Consider the following 13,528-nt stretch of genomic DNA (forward strand, 5'->3'; position numbering starts at 1 on the left):
TTCTCCGAAGAAAACCTCTTCGCGCCCCTCGCGCTAACAGTCCCCTAATAATTCGGACTTACGTTCCTGCCTTGTGACGGGACACGAGGAGCAGGGCGACGCGGGCAGACGAGTGGGCCGGCGGTCGAGAGCGCTGAAGATCGCCGGCCTCACCCTGGCGGGGGCCATGACGCTCGGCATCGCCGCCGCGGGGTGGGCCTACTGGCACCTCAACGACAACATCAAGAGCGTCGACATCAACAGCGCGCTCGGGGACGACCGTCCGGCGAAGGCGGTGACGACGCCGACGGCCGCCGCGTCCGCCTCCGCGTCCCCGTTGCCCACCGGTTCGACGAACATCCTGGTGCTCGGTTCGGACTCGCGCAGCGGCAAGGAGAACAAGAAGCTCGGCGGCGGCAGCAGCTCGGGCGCCCGCTCCGACACCGCGATGGTCGTGCACATCGACGCGGGCCGCACGTCGGCCACCGTCGTCAGCATCCCGCGCGACACCCTCGTCACCCGGCCCTCCTGCCCGCTCGCCTCCGGCGGCTCGACGTCCGTCGCCTACGGCGCGATGTTCAACAGCGCCTACTCGGTGGGCGGGGCGGTGTGCGCGGTCAAGACGGTCGAGTCGATCACCGGCGTCCGCATGGACCACTACCTGGAGATCGACTTCTCGGGCTTCGCCAAGCTGGTCGACGCGCTCGGCGGGGTGACCGTGACCACCGACCAGGACATCGACGACGACGACAGCCACCTGCACCTGAAGAAGGGCACCCACCACCTGGACGGCACCCGGGCCCTGGCGCTCGCCCGAACCCGGCACGGCATAGGCGACGGCAGCGACCTGGGCCGGATAGGCCTCCAGCAGAAACTGGTGAAGGCCCTCCTCGACCAGATGGCCTCCACCAGCCTGCTGACCGACCCGGCCAAGCTCTACGAGGTCGCCGACGCGGTCACCTCCAGCCTCACCACCGACACCGGCCTGGACTCCCTCAGCGAACTGATGCGGCTGGGCCAGAGCCTGAAGAGCCTCACCTCCGCCCACGTCAGGACCGTGATGATGCCCGTGGTGACCGCTCCCTCGGACCCCAACCGGGTGATCGCGAAGGAACCGGCGGCGAGCGACCTGTGGGCGTCCCTGCGCTGAGGCCCGCGGGGGGCGGAAAAAAATCCGAGGGAATTCCGGTGCGCGTGTCGATCCGGATGAGGGCCGTTCGACGCAAGGGTGAGATGCGGGGAGAGACCCCGCCGCGAACCGAGGAGTCACCGTGCCCCGTTACCTGTCGCTCGTACGGATCGACGAGACCGCCGTCCCCGCCGAGGGGCCCAGCGAGGAGCTGATGCAGCGGATGGGCGAGCTGATCGAGGAGATCACCAAGGCCGGCGTGATGCTGGACACCGCAGGGCTCACGCCGACCTCCCAGGGCACTCGGGTGCACTGGGAGGGCGGGAAGATCTCCGTCACCGACGGGCCGTTCACCGAGGCCAAGGAGGTCGTCGGCGGCTACGCGATCATGCAGTGCAAGGACAAGGCCGAGGCCCTGGAGTGGACCAAGCGGTTCCTCAAGGTGCACGAGGAGTTCTGGACGGTGACCTGCGAGGTACGGGAGATCGCGGAGGGCTGACCCTCCTGGCGTACGTCCGATGGTGGGTGTTGCATGGGGGGCTGTGAGCACACAGCCCCCCGCGGAGGCCTCCGCCGACACCGGCACCCGGGCCGACACCGACGCCGGTGCCCGGACCGGTGACGAGGCCGGTGCCCGGACCGGTGACGAGGCCGGTGCCCGGACCGGTGACGAGGCCCGTGCCCGCCACGCCATCGAGACCGTCTTCCGGCTCGAAGCGCCCCGCGTGATCGCCGGCGTCGCCCGGATCGTCCGGGACGTCGGCATCGCGGAGGAACTGGCACAGGACGCGCTGGTCGCCGCCCTGGAGCGGTGGCCCCGGGACGGCGTGCCCGACAACCCGGGCGCCTGGCTCATGGCCACCGCCCGCCACCGCGCCGTCGACCTCGTCCGGCGCCGGGAGAACTACGCCCGCAAGCTCGCGGAGATCGGCCGCAGCACGGCGACGACGGCCCCGCCCGAGGAGCCCGCCGACCCGGAGGACATCGACGACGACCTGCTCCGCCTGGTCTTCACCACCTGCCACCCGGTGCTGTCGCCCGAGGCTCGCACGGCCCTCACCCTGCGCCTCCTCGGCGGCCTGAGCACGGCCGAGATCGCCCGCGCCTTCCTCGTCCCCGAGCCGACCGTCGCCCAGCGCATCGTCCGCGCCAAGCGCACCCTCGCGACGAAGGACATCGCCTTCGAGGTGCCGTACGGCCCCGACCGCGAGGCCCGGCTCGGGTCGGTCCTGGACGTCATCTACCTGATCTACAACGAGGGGTACGCGGCCACCGCGGGCGACGACTGGCTGCGCCCGTCCCTGTGCGAGGACGCGCTGCGGCTGGCCCGCCTCCTGTCCGGGCTGATGCCGAAGGAACCGGAGGTGCACGCCCTCACCGCCCTCCTCGAGTTCCAGTCCTCCCGAGCGGCGGCCCGCACCGGCCCCGACGGCGAACCCGTCCTGCTGCGCGACCAGAACCGCCGCCGCTGGAACCGCATGCTCATCGCCCGCGGCATCAGGGCCCTGGCCCGCGCGGACGCCACGGCGACCGGCGCCCCGGGCCCGTACGCCCTCCAGGCGGCCATCGCGGCCTGCCACGCGCACGCGTACACCTACGAGGAGACCGACTGGACGGCCATCGCCACCCTGTACGGCCTGCTGGCCGCCCGCTCCCCGTCCCCGGTCGTCGAGCTGAACCGCGCGGTGGCCGTGTCGATGGCCCAGGGCCCGGCGGCGGCCCTGGCGATCGTGGACCCGCTGACCGCCGAACCCGCCCTCCGCGACTACCACCTGCTGCCGAGCGTGCGCGGCGACCTGCTGGTGCGCCTCGGGCGCACGGCCGAGGCCCGCACGGAGTTCGCACGCGCCGCGGGGCTGGCCCGCAACGAACGGGAGCGCGAACTGCTGCTGCGACGGGCCCGGGAGTCCTAGCCCGGCTGTCCGGGTGCGGACCGATGGGGACTGGTCGCTTTCAGGGGCGGCGGATCGCTCAGGACCGCGCCGGTCGGCCCAGCAGCATGGTGGGCGCCCCCGCCACCCGGGTCAGGAACACGGTCGCCGCGTTCGGGCCCTGCGGCCTGACCTTCCTGCGCAGCTCCTCCGGCTCCACGGCCGAGCCGCGCTTCTTGACGGTCAGGATCCCGACCTCGCGCTCCCGCAGCAGGGCCTTCAGCTTTTTGACGTTGAAGTGGAGCTGGTCGGTGATCTCGTACGCCGTCGCGTAGGCGGTGGCGTGGAGGCCGTCGGCCGTGATGTACGCGATCGTCGGGTCGATCAGGCCGCCGTCCAGCTCCTCGGCCACCTCGGCGACCAGGTGGGCGCGGACGACGGCGCCGTCCGGCTCGTAGAGGTAGCGGCCGACCGGGCGGACGGCCGGGTCGGGCAGGCCGCGGCCGAGCAGGGTGCGCGGACCGGGCAGCAGGGTGGCGCGGACGGCCCCCGGGGCACCGGTGCCGAACCACAGCACGGCCTCCTTCACGTCTCCCGCGTCCGAGATCCACTCCGCCTCGGCGTCCGCCGGGACCGTTTCGTGCGGGATGCCGGGGGCGATCTTCAGCGCGGCCACCCGGGCGGTCGCCGCGGTCGCCACCGCCCAGGACAGGGGCGGCGAGTAGGCCTCCGGGTCGAAGACGCGGCCCCGGCCGCCGCGCCGGGCCGGGTCGACGAAGACGGCGTCGTACCCGGCGGTGTCCACCTCCTGGACGTCCGCCTCCCGGACCTCGATCAGGCCGGCGAGCCCGAGTGCGTCGGCGTTCGCCCGCGCGGTGGCCGCCGTCACCGGGTCCCGGTCCACGGCGAGCACGCGGATGCCGGCCCGCGCGAGCGCGATCGCGTCGCCGCCGATCCCGCAGCACAGGTCGGCCACCGAGGTCACGCCGAGCGCCCGCAGCCGCCGGGCCCGGTACGTGGCGACACTCGCCCGGGTCGCCTGCTCGACCCCGTTCGGCGTGAAGAACATGCGGCCCGCGTCCGCCTCCCCGAACTTCGCCGCCGCCCGCTGCCGCAGCCGGGCCTGGCCCAGCGCCGCCGACACCAGCTCGGCGGGGTGCTCGCGGCGCAGCCGGGTGGCGACCGCGAGCTCGTCGGCGGGCGCGGTGCCGCGCACCTCGTCGAGGAGGGCGCGGCCCTCGGTGGTGAGGAGGAGGGAGAGGTGGTCGTTCACCGGGTCATTGTCGGCCAGTCGGTGGATGGTTCGCCGCCGGCCGCGGTTTCTGCCGGGGTTCCGGGGAGGTGGCTGGAAAGATCCGGCACCATGCGAGTAGTCGTACAAAATGACAAAAACAGGGTGGTTTCGGCCCTTGCCGCTCTCGCCGCCGTGGCCGCCGTCGCCGTCGTCTCCGGCTGCGCCGGACCGGCGGGCCCGGCCGATGTCCGCCCCGCCGCGGGCCAGCAGGCCCACCGCCCCGCCGCCCCCGACGACCACGCCGCCCTGGTCGCCGCCGCCCGGCGCTGGGGGCTGGACGCGGTCCCGCTGCGGCCCCCGGCGCCGCCGGCGCACAAGCCGACGATCACCGCTCGCGACGGCTTCGAGGTGGACGGTCAGCAGGAGGACGACCTGCCCCCGGTCTTCACCACCGTCCCCACCAGGAAGAAGGTCGTCTTCCTCACCATCGACGACGGCGCCGAGAAGGACCCGGACTTCCTGCGGATGATGAGCGACCTGCGGATCCCCTACACCGCTTTCCTCAGCAACTACCTGGTCAAGGACGACTACGGCTACTTCCGCCGGATGCAGGCCGAGGGCCACACCCTCAACAACCACACCCTCACCCACCCCTACCTGCCGGGTCTGACCTACGAGGAGCAGAAGCACGAGATCTGCGGCATGCAGGACATCATGAAGCGGCAGTTCGGCAAGGCGCCGACGGTCTTCCGCCCGCCCTACGGCAACTACAACGGCGACACGCTGCGCGCGGCCAAGTCCTGCGGCATCAAGTACGCGCCGATCTGGGACGAGGAGGTGTTCGTCGACCACTGGGAGTACCGCGAGTGGGACCGCTCGCTGCACCCCGGTGACATCGTCCTCACCCACTTCCGCGGCCGTGACGACTGGGACGGCACCATGGTCGACGACATGCGCCGCTTCCTGAACAAGGTCACCCGCGACGGCTACGCGGTGGCGCGCCTGGAGGACTACCTGTGAGCCGACCGAGGGCGACGGCCGCCGTCCTGGCCGCCGCCCTCCTGATGTCGGCCTGCGCGCCGTCCGTCGCCCCCATCGAACGGCTCGGCAGGAAGGCGGCCGACCGGGTGCACCCGCACGGCGCCGCGGGCGAGCCGGCGTACCGCCGGTGGGGGCTGGCCGCGCCGCTCTCCCCGGCTCCCCGCCCGCCGCTGCACCCGCTGTCGCTGCGCGCCGACCTCCCCCCGGTCGTCGACCACGTCCCCACCTCCGACCGGGTGGTCTTCCTGACCTACGACGACGGCGCCGAGAAGGACCCCCGCTTCGTCGACATGGTCCGCGAGCTGCGCCTGCCGGTGAGCCTGTTCCTCACGGACAGCGTGGTCGGCCCCGGCTACGGCCACTTCGCCCGCCTCCAGTCGGTCGGCGCGAGCATCCAGAACCACACCCTCGACCACCCGGCGATGCGCGGCCTGCCCTACGCCGGCCAGCGCGCCGAGATCTGCGGCCAGCAGGCGAAGCTCAAGTCCCGCTTCGGCATCCGCCCCCGCCTCTTCCGCCCGCCCTACGGCACCTACGACACCACCACCCTGCGCGCCGCGGCCGACTGCGGTGTGACGGCGGTGGTCCTGTGGCGGGCGGCGACGACCCCCGACGGCATCACCTACCGCACCGGCGACCGGCAACTCCGCCCCGGCGACATCATCCTGGTAGGCCCCGACGAGGCCCTCGGCCCATCCCTCAGAGAACGCACCACCACCCTGCTCCGCCGGGTACAGGCGGCCGGCCTGGCGGTGGGCCGGCTGGAGGACTACCTGTGACAAGTTCCCGGCCGACGTCGGCGCTCAGCCGCACATCCGCCTGTCCGGCCGCACATTCAGCCCGTCCGGCGTTCGAGGACGAGGCCGGAGGCCGACCGGCGGGGGTCTGGGGGCGGCAGCCCCCGGGGACGGTCACCACAACTCCGGCCACCCGGGATTTTTCGGCGCCGCGCCGCAGGCAATTGGCACTCCGCTTGACCGAGTGCTAATCGCGGTCATAGTCTCGGCTCTGGCACTCGGCAGATGAGAGTGCCAACAACGCGACGGGCAGGTCCGGCACCCGCGACGACGGATCCACCTGGTCGCCACCTCAGACAGTTAACCCCGTGAGATCTCCGAAGGGGGAGGTCGGATCGTGACGACCGCCAGCTCCAAGGTTGCCATCAAGCCGCTTGAGGACCGCATCGTGGTCCAGCCGCTCGACGCCGAGCAGACCACGGCCTCCGGCCTGGTCATCCCGGACACCGCGAAGGAGAAGCCCCAGGAGGGCGCCGTCCTCGCCGTGGGTCCGGGCCGTTTCGAGAACGGCGAGCGCCTGCCGCTCGACGTCAAGGTCGGCGATGTCGTGCTCTACAGCAAGTACGGCGGCACCGAGGTGAAGTACAACGGCGACGAGTACCTCGTCCTCTCGGCTCGCGACGTGCTCGCGATCATCGAGAAGTAACTCACCTCAAGCACATTCTGCTTTGAGCTGCGCCCCTGGCCCCCGCGATCTCATGAAGCCGGGCGTCAGGGGCGCGGTTCGTTTCACCCACGCTTTCCGAGAGGGCTGAACCGCTCCCATGGCGAAGATCCTGAAGTTCGACGAGGACGCCCGTCGCGCCCTTGAGCGCGGCGTCAACAAGCTTGCCGACACGGTGAAGGTGACGATCGGCCCCAAGGGCCGCAACGTCGTCATCGACAAGAAGTTCGGCGCCCCCACCATCACCAACGACGGTGTCACCATCGCCCGCGAGGTCGAGATCGAGGACCCGTACGAGAACCTCGGCGCCCAGCTGGTGAAGGAGGTGGCGACCAAGACCAACGACATCGCGGGTGATGGTACGACCACCGCCACCGTGCTGGCCCAGGCGCTCGTCCGCGAGGGCCTGAAGAACGTCGCCGCCGGTGCCTCCCCGGCCGCCCTGAAGAAGGGCATCGACGCCGCGGTCGCCGCCGTCTCCGAGGACCTGCTCGCGTCGGCCCGCCCGATCGACGAGAAGTCCGACATCGCCGCCGTCGCCGCGCTGTCCGCCCAGGACCAGCAGGTCGGCGAGCTCATCGCCGAGGCGATGGACAAGGTCGGCAAGGACGGTGTCATCACCGTCGAGGAGTCCAACACCTTCGGCCTGGAGCTGGACTTCACCGAGGGCATGGCCTTCGACAAGGGCTACCTGTCGCCGTACTTCGTGACGGACCAGGAGCGCATGGAGGCCGTCCTGGAGGACCCCTACATCCTCATCAACCAGGGCAAGATCTCCTCCATCGCCGACCTGCTCCCGCTGCTGGAGAAGGTCATCCAGGCGGGTGCCTCCAAGCCGCTGCTGATCATCGCCGAGGACGTCGAGGGTGAGGCCCTCTCCACCCTGGTCGTCAACAAGATCCGCGGCACCTTCAACGCGGTCGCGGTCAAGGCCCCCGGCTTCGGCGACCGCCGCAAGGCGATGCTGGAGGACCTGGCCATCCTGACCGGCGGCACGGTCGTCTCCGAGGAGGTCGGCCTCAAGCTCGACCAGGTCGGCCTGGACGTGCTGGGCTCCGCCCGCCGCGTCACGGTCACCAAGGACGACACCACGGTCGTCGACGGTGCCGGCGACTCCTCCGCCGTCACCGGCCGCGTCGCCCAGATCAAGGCCGAGATCGAGAACACCGACTCCGACTGGGACCGCGAGAAGCTCCAGGAGCGCCTCGCCAAGCTGGCCGGCGGCGTGTGCGTGATCAAGGTCGGCGCCGCCACCGAGGTGGAGCTGAAGGAGAAGAAGCACCGTCTGGAGGACGCCATCTCCGCGACCCGCGCCGCGGTCGAGGAGGGCATCGTCTCCGGTGGTGGCTCCGCGCTCGTCCACGCCGTGAAGGTCCTGGAGGACAACCTCGGCAAGACCGGCGACGAGGCCACCGGTGTCTCCGTGGTCCGCAAGGCCGCGGTCGAGCCGCTCCGCTGGATCGCCGAGAACGCCGGCCTGGAGGGCTACGTCATCGTCTCCAAGGTCGCCGACCTGGAGAAGGGCAACGGCTACAACGCCGCCACCGGCGAGTACGGCGACCTGGTCAAGGCCGGCGTCATCGACCCGGTCAAGGTCACCCGCTCCGCCCTGGAGAACGCCGCCTCCATCGCCTCCCTGCTGCTGACGACCGAGACTCTGGTCGTCGAGAAGAAGGAAGAGGAGGAGGCCGCCGCCGCGGGCCACTCCCACGGCCACGCCCACTGAGCGAAGCACCACCGCTTGAGGAAGCCCCCGTCCCCGGTCGTCCGCCGGGAACGGGGGCTTCGCCCCTCGCGGGCTTTCACTGTGGTCTCGGTTCCCCGGCGCGTCCAGTGCTCCGGACAGACCCGTCGTCTCCGGGAGACGCGAGGGCCCCGCGGCCGCGACCGCACCACACCCCACCATCGTCGCACCGGCCCGGTCCGCACGCGCGGCGCCACCGCCGCCCTACTGCGGCCCGTACCTGCGGCCCGTCTTCGAGCTGATGCCGCCCACCAGCCCGCGCGGCGCCATCTTCGCCAGGCCCGTCAGCACCTTGTACCGGGGATCCGGGACCGACAGCGTCTTGCCACGCGCGAGGTCCGCGAGCGCGGCCGCGACCAGCTTGTCGGCGTCCAGCCACATCCAGCCGGGGATGTTGTCCGTGCCCATGCCGGCCCGCTGATGGAACTCCGTGCGCACGAACCCCGGCGCCAGCGCCATCAGCCGCACTCCGCTGCCCGCGAGATCGCGCGCCGCGCCCTGGGTGAACTGCACGACCCACGCCTTGGAGGCGCCGTACGTGCCGCGCGGTACGAAGGCCGCCACCGACGCCACGTTGACCACCCCGCCCCGGCCGCGCTCCCGCATCGCCTCGGCGGCCGCGGCCGTCAGCCGCAGCACCGCCTCGCAGTGCACCTTGAGCATGCGCAGCTCGTCGGCCATCGGCACGTCGAGGAACTGGCCCTTGTTGCCGAAGCCGGCGTTGTTGACCAGCAGGTCGACCGGGTTCCGGCGGTCGCCGAGCCGGGTGGCGACCGACTCGATGCCGGCGTCCTCGGCCAGGTCGGCGGTGATCACCTCCGCCTCGATGCCGTGCCGGTCGTGCAGCTCGGTCGCCTGCTCGCGCAGCCGTTTGGTGTCCCGCGCCACCAGGACGAGGTTGTGCCCGTCCGCCGCCAGCCGCCGCGCGAACGCGGCACCGATCCCCGCGGTCGATCCCGTAATCAGAGCCGTTGTCATGGGCCAAGGGTAGTTACCCGGACTGACGGCGTCCGCTGTGCGCACCGGCTCCGCCGAAGGGTGAAGCACCGGTGAACGGCGTGCGCGTGACGGCTGGTCAGCCGCCCTGCGCCGCCACGTACCTGCGTGCCCGCGCCAGTGCCTCCGGGTGCAGCGCCGCGCCCGCCGCGAGCAACCGGGGCAGCAGCTCCCGCTCGGTGGTGGTCGCGCGGAACTCCATCGCCGCCGTCACCCCGTGCGTCGGCCGGTGGACGATCTCGATCGGGTCCCCGGCCCGGATCTCACCCGGTTCGATCACCCGGAGGTAGGCACCGGTCGCACCCTTCCGCGTGAACCTCTTCACCCATCCCCGCTCGCCCAGATGGCCCTGAAAAGTGCGGCACGGGATGCGCCCGGAGGTGACCTCCAGTACGAGCCCGGCGCCGATCCGCCAGCGCTCGCCGATCAGCGCGTCCGACACGTTCAGCCCGTTTGTCGTGAGGTTCTCACCGAAACAGCCGTTCGGCAGCGGGCGGCCGAGCTCCGTCTCCCAGATGTCGAGGTCCTCGCGCGCGTAGGCGTACACGGCCTGGTCGTCGCCGCCGTGATGACGCAGGTCGCACACCGCGTCGCCGGCCAGGCCGCTGCCCGCGGCCCCCTTGGGGCCCGGGGCCGCCACCCGCACCGGCCCGTCCACCGGCCGCTTGTCGATGCCGGTCAGGCCGTCCTTCTGGTCCGAGTACGGCACGGCACGCGCGCGTCCCAGGTTCACCGAGAGAAGCTCCATGCTCCGACGGTAGGGGACGCACCTCAAAGCGTCGTCCCGTTGTTCAACGAGGAACCCAAGACCGCCTTATGCTCGGAGGGTGATCGAGGCACGTCATCTCCGCGTCCTGCGCGCCGTCGCCACCACCGGGTCCTTCTCGGCGGCCGGGCGCGAGCTGGGCTGCACCCAGCCCGCCGTCAGCCAGCAGATGAAGGCTCTGGAGACATCGGTGGGCACCCCGCTGCTGGTCCGCACCGGCCGCGAGATGCGCCTGACCCAGGCCGGCGAGGCCCTGGTCCGGCACGCCTCCGGCATTCTCGCCGGGCTCACCGCTGCGGAGGAGGAGGTCGCCGCCATCGCCGGGCTGCGCGCGGGCCGGGTGCGGCTGGTGTCCTTCCCGAGCGGCAGTTCCACCCTGGTGCCCACCGCCCTCGCCGCGCTGCGCGCCGCCCACCCGGGCACCCGGGTCTCCCTGGAGGAGGCCGAGCCGCACCGGTCCGTGGAGCTGCTGCGGGACGGCGACTGCGACATCGCGCTGGCGTTCCGCTACGAGGGCGCGGCGGACGCCGGGGAGTGGGACGACCTGGTGGTGCGGCCGCTGCTCAGCGACCGGCTCGTCGGCCTGGTGCCCGAACGGCACCGGCTCGCCCGCGCGGACTCCGTCGCCCTCGGCGAACTCGCCGACGAGTCCTGGATCGCGGGCTGCCCGCGCTGCCGGAGGCAGCTCGTCCAGGCGTGCGAGAGCGCGGGCTTCACCCCCCGTATCGACTTCGCCACCGACGACTACCCGGCCGTGGTCGGCCTGGTCGGCGCGGGTCTGGGCGTCGCCGTCCTGCCCCGGCTGGCGATCGAGTCGGTGCGGCCCAGAGGCGCGCGCACGGTGGCGCTAGAGCCCGCGGTGCGGCGGGAGATCGTCGCCCTCACCCTGCCCGACCTGGCACGGGTGCCGGCCGTGGCGGCGACGCTGGAACAGCTGGGCCGGGCGGCCCGGCGGGCATGACTGTGGCGGGCACGCGCGCGTGCCCGGATGCCAGGCACGTGCGCGTGCCCGGTGGTCAGCAGACTGTCAACGCAAAAGCCAACGGTGTGCAGAAACGTTCTTTCATGTGTCGGAGGCGGAGTCGCCGCTGGTGGTCGACGACGCCGACACCAGCCTGTTGCGCGCCCGCCCCATGAGCTCTTCGCGCTCGTCCTCGGTCAGGCCGCCCCACACGCCGTACGGCTCACGGACCGCCAGCGCGTGCGCCGCGCACTCCGCGCGGACCGGGCACCTCATGCAGACCTCCTTGGCCGAGTTCTCACGGGCACTCCGAGCCGCCCCGCGCTCGCCCTCGGGATGGAAGAAGAGCGAGCTGTCGACCCCGCGGCAGGCAGCCAGGAGCTGCCAGTCCCACAGGTCCGCGTTCGGTCCGGGAAGGCGGGAGAAATCTGCCATTACGTGACCCCTTGTAGCCGTTCTGGGCGGATACGGTGCCAACGACCGTACATCTCCGGTCTAGAGAGATGAAAATATGACTCATTGGCAATCTAGCTCCAGACACTGTGAAACAGGAAGAAAAAGGGCTAAATGGGGCATTGGTTGTGATGAAAAGTTGAGGGTCTGACGTCCATGTCTGCACCGTGTCCGCACCCTCACGTAGAGTGCCGAAGACGGCATGCAGCCCCGTAACTCTTTCGAGTGACCGTCGTTGAGAGTGCGGTGGCGGTTGAAGCAACAAGCGCTCGGGCAGGCGTCCGAGACGTTCGACCGCACAGGTGACGATTCCGTACCAGCCTGGAGGCTCAAGGTGACGCGCATCAGCTGCGGAGGACGGTCATGACATCCGTCCTCGTCTGCGACGACTCCCCGCTTGCCCGAGAGGCGCTGCGCCGCGCGGTGGCGACCGTGCCCGGTGTCGAGCGCGTGACCACGGCGGCCAACGGCGAGGAAGTCCTCCGCCGCTGGGGCGCCGACCGTTCCGACCTCATCCTCATGGACGTGCGCATGCCCGGTCTGGGCGGCGTCGAGACCGTGCGCCGGCTGCTGTCCGCCGACCCCGGCGCGCGCATCATCATGCTCACGGTCGCCGAGGACCTGGACGGCGTGGCCCTCGCCGTGGCCGCCGGCGCCCGCGGCTACCTGCACAAGGACGCCTCGCGCGCCGAACTGCGGGCCACCGTGACCCAGGCGCTCGCCGACCCGACCTGGCGGCTGGCCCCGCGCCGCCTCCGCTCGGCCGAGATGGGCGCCGCGCCCACCCTCACCGCGCGCGAGATCCAGGTCCTGGAGGGCATGAGCCACGGCCGCTCCAACGCCGAGATCGGCCGCGAGCTGTTCCTCTCCGAGGACACCGTGAAGACCCACGCGCGGCGCCTGTTCAAGAAGCTCGGAGCCTCCGACCGCGCCCACGCGGTGGCCCTCGGCTTCCGCTGGGGACTGGTCCGATAGCAGGGCGATGAGCTGCGCCGCAGCGCGGAAGCGGGCCGGCCGGACGCCCCCGCCCACCCCACCGTGGGCGGGGTCCGCGCAGCGGGGCGCCCGCGGCCCGCTGCTCGTTTCGGCGCGGATGCCGCATCCTTGAGGTGTGGAGTCTCTCGGGGACGAGTCGTTCGAGCGGAAGGGGAGGGCGCAGGAGATGAGTTCCGGCGCACCTGCTCATAACGCTTCGGTGCACAACGACGGACGCGATGCCACGCCGCCGACGGCAGCAGGGCACCATGGACCGATGCGCGACGACGAGGCGGTCACTGCCGTAGGGCCGATCGGTGCTCTCGTCCATCGCGCCGTAGACGGGGACGAGCAGGCCACGCACGACCTGCTCGCCCATGTCCACCCCCTCGCTCTGCGTTACTGCCGCACCCGTCTGTCCCGCCTCCCGGGCGATGCCCGGCACTTCGTCGAGGACCTCGCGCAGGAAGTGTGCGTGGCGGTCCTCCTCGCCCTGCCCCGCTACCGCGACACCGGTCGCCCCTTCGAGGCCTTCGTCTTCGCGATCGCCTCCCACAAGGTCGCCGACCTGCAGCGCGCCGCGATGCGCCACCCCGGCTCCACGGCCGTCCCCTCGGACGAGATGCCGGAGCGCCCCGACGACTCCCTCGGCCCCGAGGAGCGCGCGCTGCTCAGCAGCGACGCCGAATGGGCCAAGAAACTCCTCGCCAACCTGCCGGAGAACCAGCGCGAGCTGTTGCTGCTCCGCATCGCGGTGGGCCTCACGGCCGAGGAGACCGGCCAGATGTTGGGAATGTCACCGGGGGCGGTGCGCGTAGCCCAGCACCGGGCCCTGAGCCGACTGCGGGCGCTGGCGGAACAATAGGCGGCAGCGGCCGGCACCGGGTGGCCGCGGGCGGACGGGTTCAGGCCGGCACC

Annotated in this window: 14 protein-coding genes; 10 read left to right on the top strand and 4 right to left on the bottom strand. The window is 71.8% G+C overall.

All coding sequences use genetic code 11. From position 1 onward, the window contains the following. The first annotated feature begins 73 nt into the window (after positions 1-73). From AB0M11_RS03380 to AB0M11_RS03390, 3 genes are all read left to right on the top strand, one after another. Positions 74-1,129 (top strand): LCP family protein, encoded by a 1,056-nt coding sequence (locus AB0M11_RS03380; RefSeq protein WP_365700798.1) that lies wholly within the window; start codon positions 74-76, stop codon positions 1,127-1,129. A 121-nt stretch (positions 1,130-1,250) separates the two neighbouring features. Then, on the top strand, positions 1,251-1,607 hold the full coding sequence (locus tag AB0M11_RS03385) for a YciI family protein (RefSeq protein WP_365700801.1): 357 nt from the start codon (positions 1,251-1,253) through the stop codon (positions 1,605-1,607). Positions 1,608-1,800: 193 nt separating this feature from the next. Then, a complete protein-coding gene (locus AB0M11_RS03390; protein ID WP_365700996.1) occupies positions 1,801-3,021 on the top strand; it encodes an RNA polymerase sigma factor in 1,221 nt (406 codons plus the stop codon). Between the two features lie 58 nt (positions 3,022-3,079). Here AB0M11_RS03390 and AB0M11_RS03395 read toward each other — a convergent pair whose 3' ends face one another. Continuing rightward, positions 3,080-4,252: a methyltransferase domain-containing protein gene (locus tag AB0M11_RS03395; protein ID WP_365700803.1), complete on the bottom strand. Its 1,173-nt coding sequence runs from the start codon at positions 4,250-4,252 to the stop codon at positions 3,080-3,082. 90 nt (positions 4,253-4,342) lie between these two features. On the opposite strand from AB0M11_RS03395, the gene AB0M11_RS03400 reads away from it, so the two are divergent. The 4 genes from AB0M11_RS03400 to groL all read left to right on the top strand — a co-directional run bounded on the left by AB0M11_RS03400 (position 4,343) and on the right by groL (position 8,441). Beyond that, a complete protein-coding gene (locus AB0M11_RS03400) occupies positions 4,343-5,233 on the top strand; it encodes a polysaccharide deacetylase family protein (RefSeq protein WP_365700805.1) in 891 nt (296 codons plus the stop codon). 44 nt (positions 5,234-5,277) lie between these two features. Further along, positions 5,278-6,033: a polysaccharide deacetylase family protein gene (locus AB0M11_RS03405; RefSeq protein WP_365700998.1), complete on the top strand. Its 756-nt coding sequence runs from the start codon at positions 5,278-5,280 to the stop codon at positions 6,031-6,033. A gap of 355 nt (positions 6,034-6,388) precedes the next feature. Beyond that, positions 6,389-6,697, top strand: a complete 309-nt coding sequence (groES, locus tag AB0M11_RS03410) for a co-chaperone GroES (protein WP_004955293.1) — start codon at positions 6,389-6,391, stop codon at positions 6,695-6,697. 118 nt (positions 6,698-6,815) lie between these two features. Beyond that, complete coding sequence (gene groL, locus AB0M11_RS03415; protein WP_365700807.1) at positions 6,816-8,441, top strand: chaperonin GroEL; 1,626 nt, start codon at positions 6,816-6,818, stop codon at positions 8,439-8,441. 222 nt (positions 8,442-8,663) lie between these two features. Here groL and AB0M11_RS03420 read toward each other — a convergent pair whose 3' ends face one another. After that, positions 8,664-9,437, bottom strand: coding sequence for an SDR family oxidoreductase (locus AB0M11_RS03420; RefSeq protein ID WP_365700809.1), 774 nt, complete (start codon positions 9,435-9,437; stop codon positions 8,664-8,666). Between the two features lie 97 nt (positions 9,438-9,534). After that, a complete protein-coding gene (locus AB0M11_RS03425; RefSeq protein WP_365700811.1) occupies positions 9,535-10,203 on the bottom strand; it encodes an MOSC domain-containing protein in 669 nt (222 codons plus the stop codon). A gap of 79 nt (positions 10,204-10,282) precedes the next feature. Between AB0M11_RS03425 and AB0M11_RS03430 the strand changes: the two genes are divergently transcribed. Beyond that, positions 10,283-11,182, top strand: a complete 900-nt coding sequence (locus AB0M11_RS03430) for a LysR family transcriptional regulator (protein ID WP_365700813.1) — start codon at positions 10,283-10,285, stop codon at positions 11,180-11,182. A gap of 102 nt (positions 11,183-11,284) precedes the next feature. Here the strand turns inward: AB0M11_RS03430 and AB0M11_RS03435 are convergent, their stop codons facing one another. Next, positions 11,285-11,617 carry a WhiB family transcriptional regulator gene (locus AB0M11_RS03435; RefSeq protein ID WP_365700815.1) on the bottom strand — a complete coding sequence of 111 codons (333 nt, stop codon included), beginning with the start codon at positions 11,615-11,617 and terminating at the stop codon, positions 11,285-11,287. A gap of 381 nt (positions 11,618-11,998) precedes the next feature. Here AB0M11_RS03435 and AB0M11_RS03440 point away from each other — a divergent pair, with 381 nt between their 5' ends. Both AB0M11_RS03440 and AB0M11_RS03445 read left to right on the top strand, forming a co-directional pair. Then, positions 11,999-12,610 (top strand): response regulator transcription factor, encoded by a 612-nt coding sequence (locus tag AB0M11_RS03440; RefSeq protein ID WP_003948568.1) that lies wholly within the window; start codon positions 11,999-12,001, stop codon positions 12,608-12,610. Positions 12,611-12,887: 277 nt separating this feature from the next. Next, on the top strand, positions 12,888-13,475 hold the full coding sequence (locus AB0M11_RS03445) for a sigma-70 family RNA polymerase sigma factor (protein WP_365700817.1): 588 nt from the start codon (positions 12,888-12,890) through the stop codon (positions 13,473-13,475). The last annotated feature ends 53 nt before the right edge of the window (positions 13,476-13,528 follow it).

Origin of the sequence: Streptomyces sp. NPDC051987 (assembly GCF_040680735.1) — a bacterium.
GTDB lineage: Bacteria > Actinomycetota > Actinomycetes > Streptomycetales > Streptomycetaceae > Streptomyces.

Excerpts from the sequence above, each read along its gene's own strand:
- groL (WP_365700807.1), top strand. The coding sequence starts at position 6,816 with ATGGCGAAGATCCTGAAGTTCGACGAGGACGCCCGTCGCGCCCTTGAG.
- AB0M11_RS03420 (WP_365700809.1), bottom strand. The coding sequence starts at position 9,437 with ATGACAACGGCTCTGATTACGGGATCGACCGCGGGGATCGGTGCCGCG.
- AB0M11_RS03425 (WP_365700811.1), bottom strand. The coding sequence starts at position 10,203 with ATGGAGCTTCTCTCGGTGAACCTGGGACGCGCGCGTGCCGTGCCGTAC.
- AB0M11_RS03435 (WP_365700815.1), bottom strand. The coding sequence starts at position 11,617 with ATGGCAGATTTCTCCCGCCTTCCCGGACCGAACGCGGACCTGTGGGAC.
- AB0M11_RS03445 (WP_365700817.1), top strand. The coding sequence starts at position 12,888 with ATGCGCGACGACGAGGCGGTCACTGCCGTAGGGCCGATCGGTGCTCTC.
- AB0M11_RS03440 (WP_003948568.1), top strand. The coding sequence starts at position 11,999 with ATGACATCCGTCCTCGTCTGCGACGACTCCCCGCTTGCCCGAGAGGCG.
- AB0M11_RS03400 (WP_365700805.1), top strand. The coding sequence starts at position 4,343 with ATGCGAGTAGTCGTACAAAATGACAAAAACAGGGTGGTTTCGGCCCTT.
- AB0M11_RS03405 (WP_365700998.1), top strand. The coding sequence starts at position 5,278 with ATGTCGGCCTGCGCGCCGTCCGTCGCCCCCATCGAACGGCTCGGCAGG.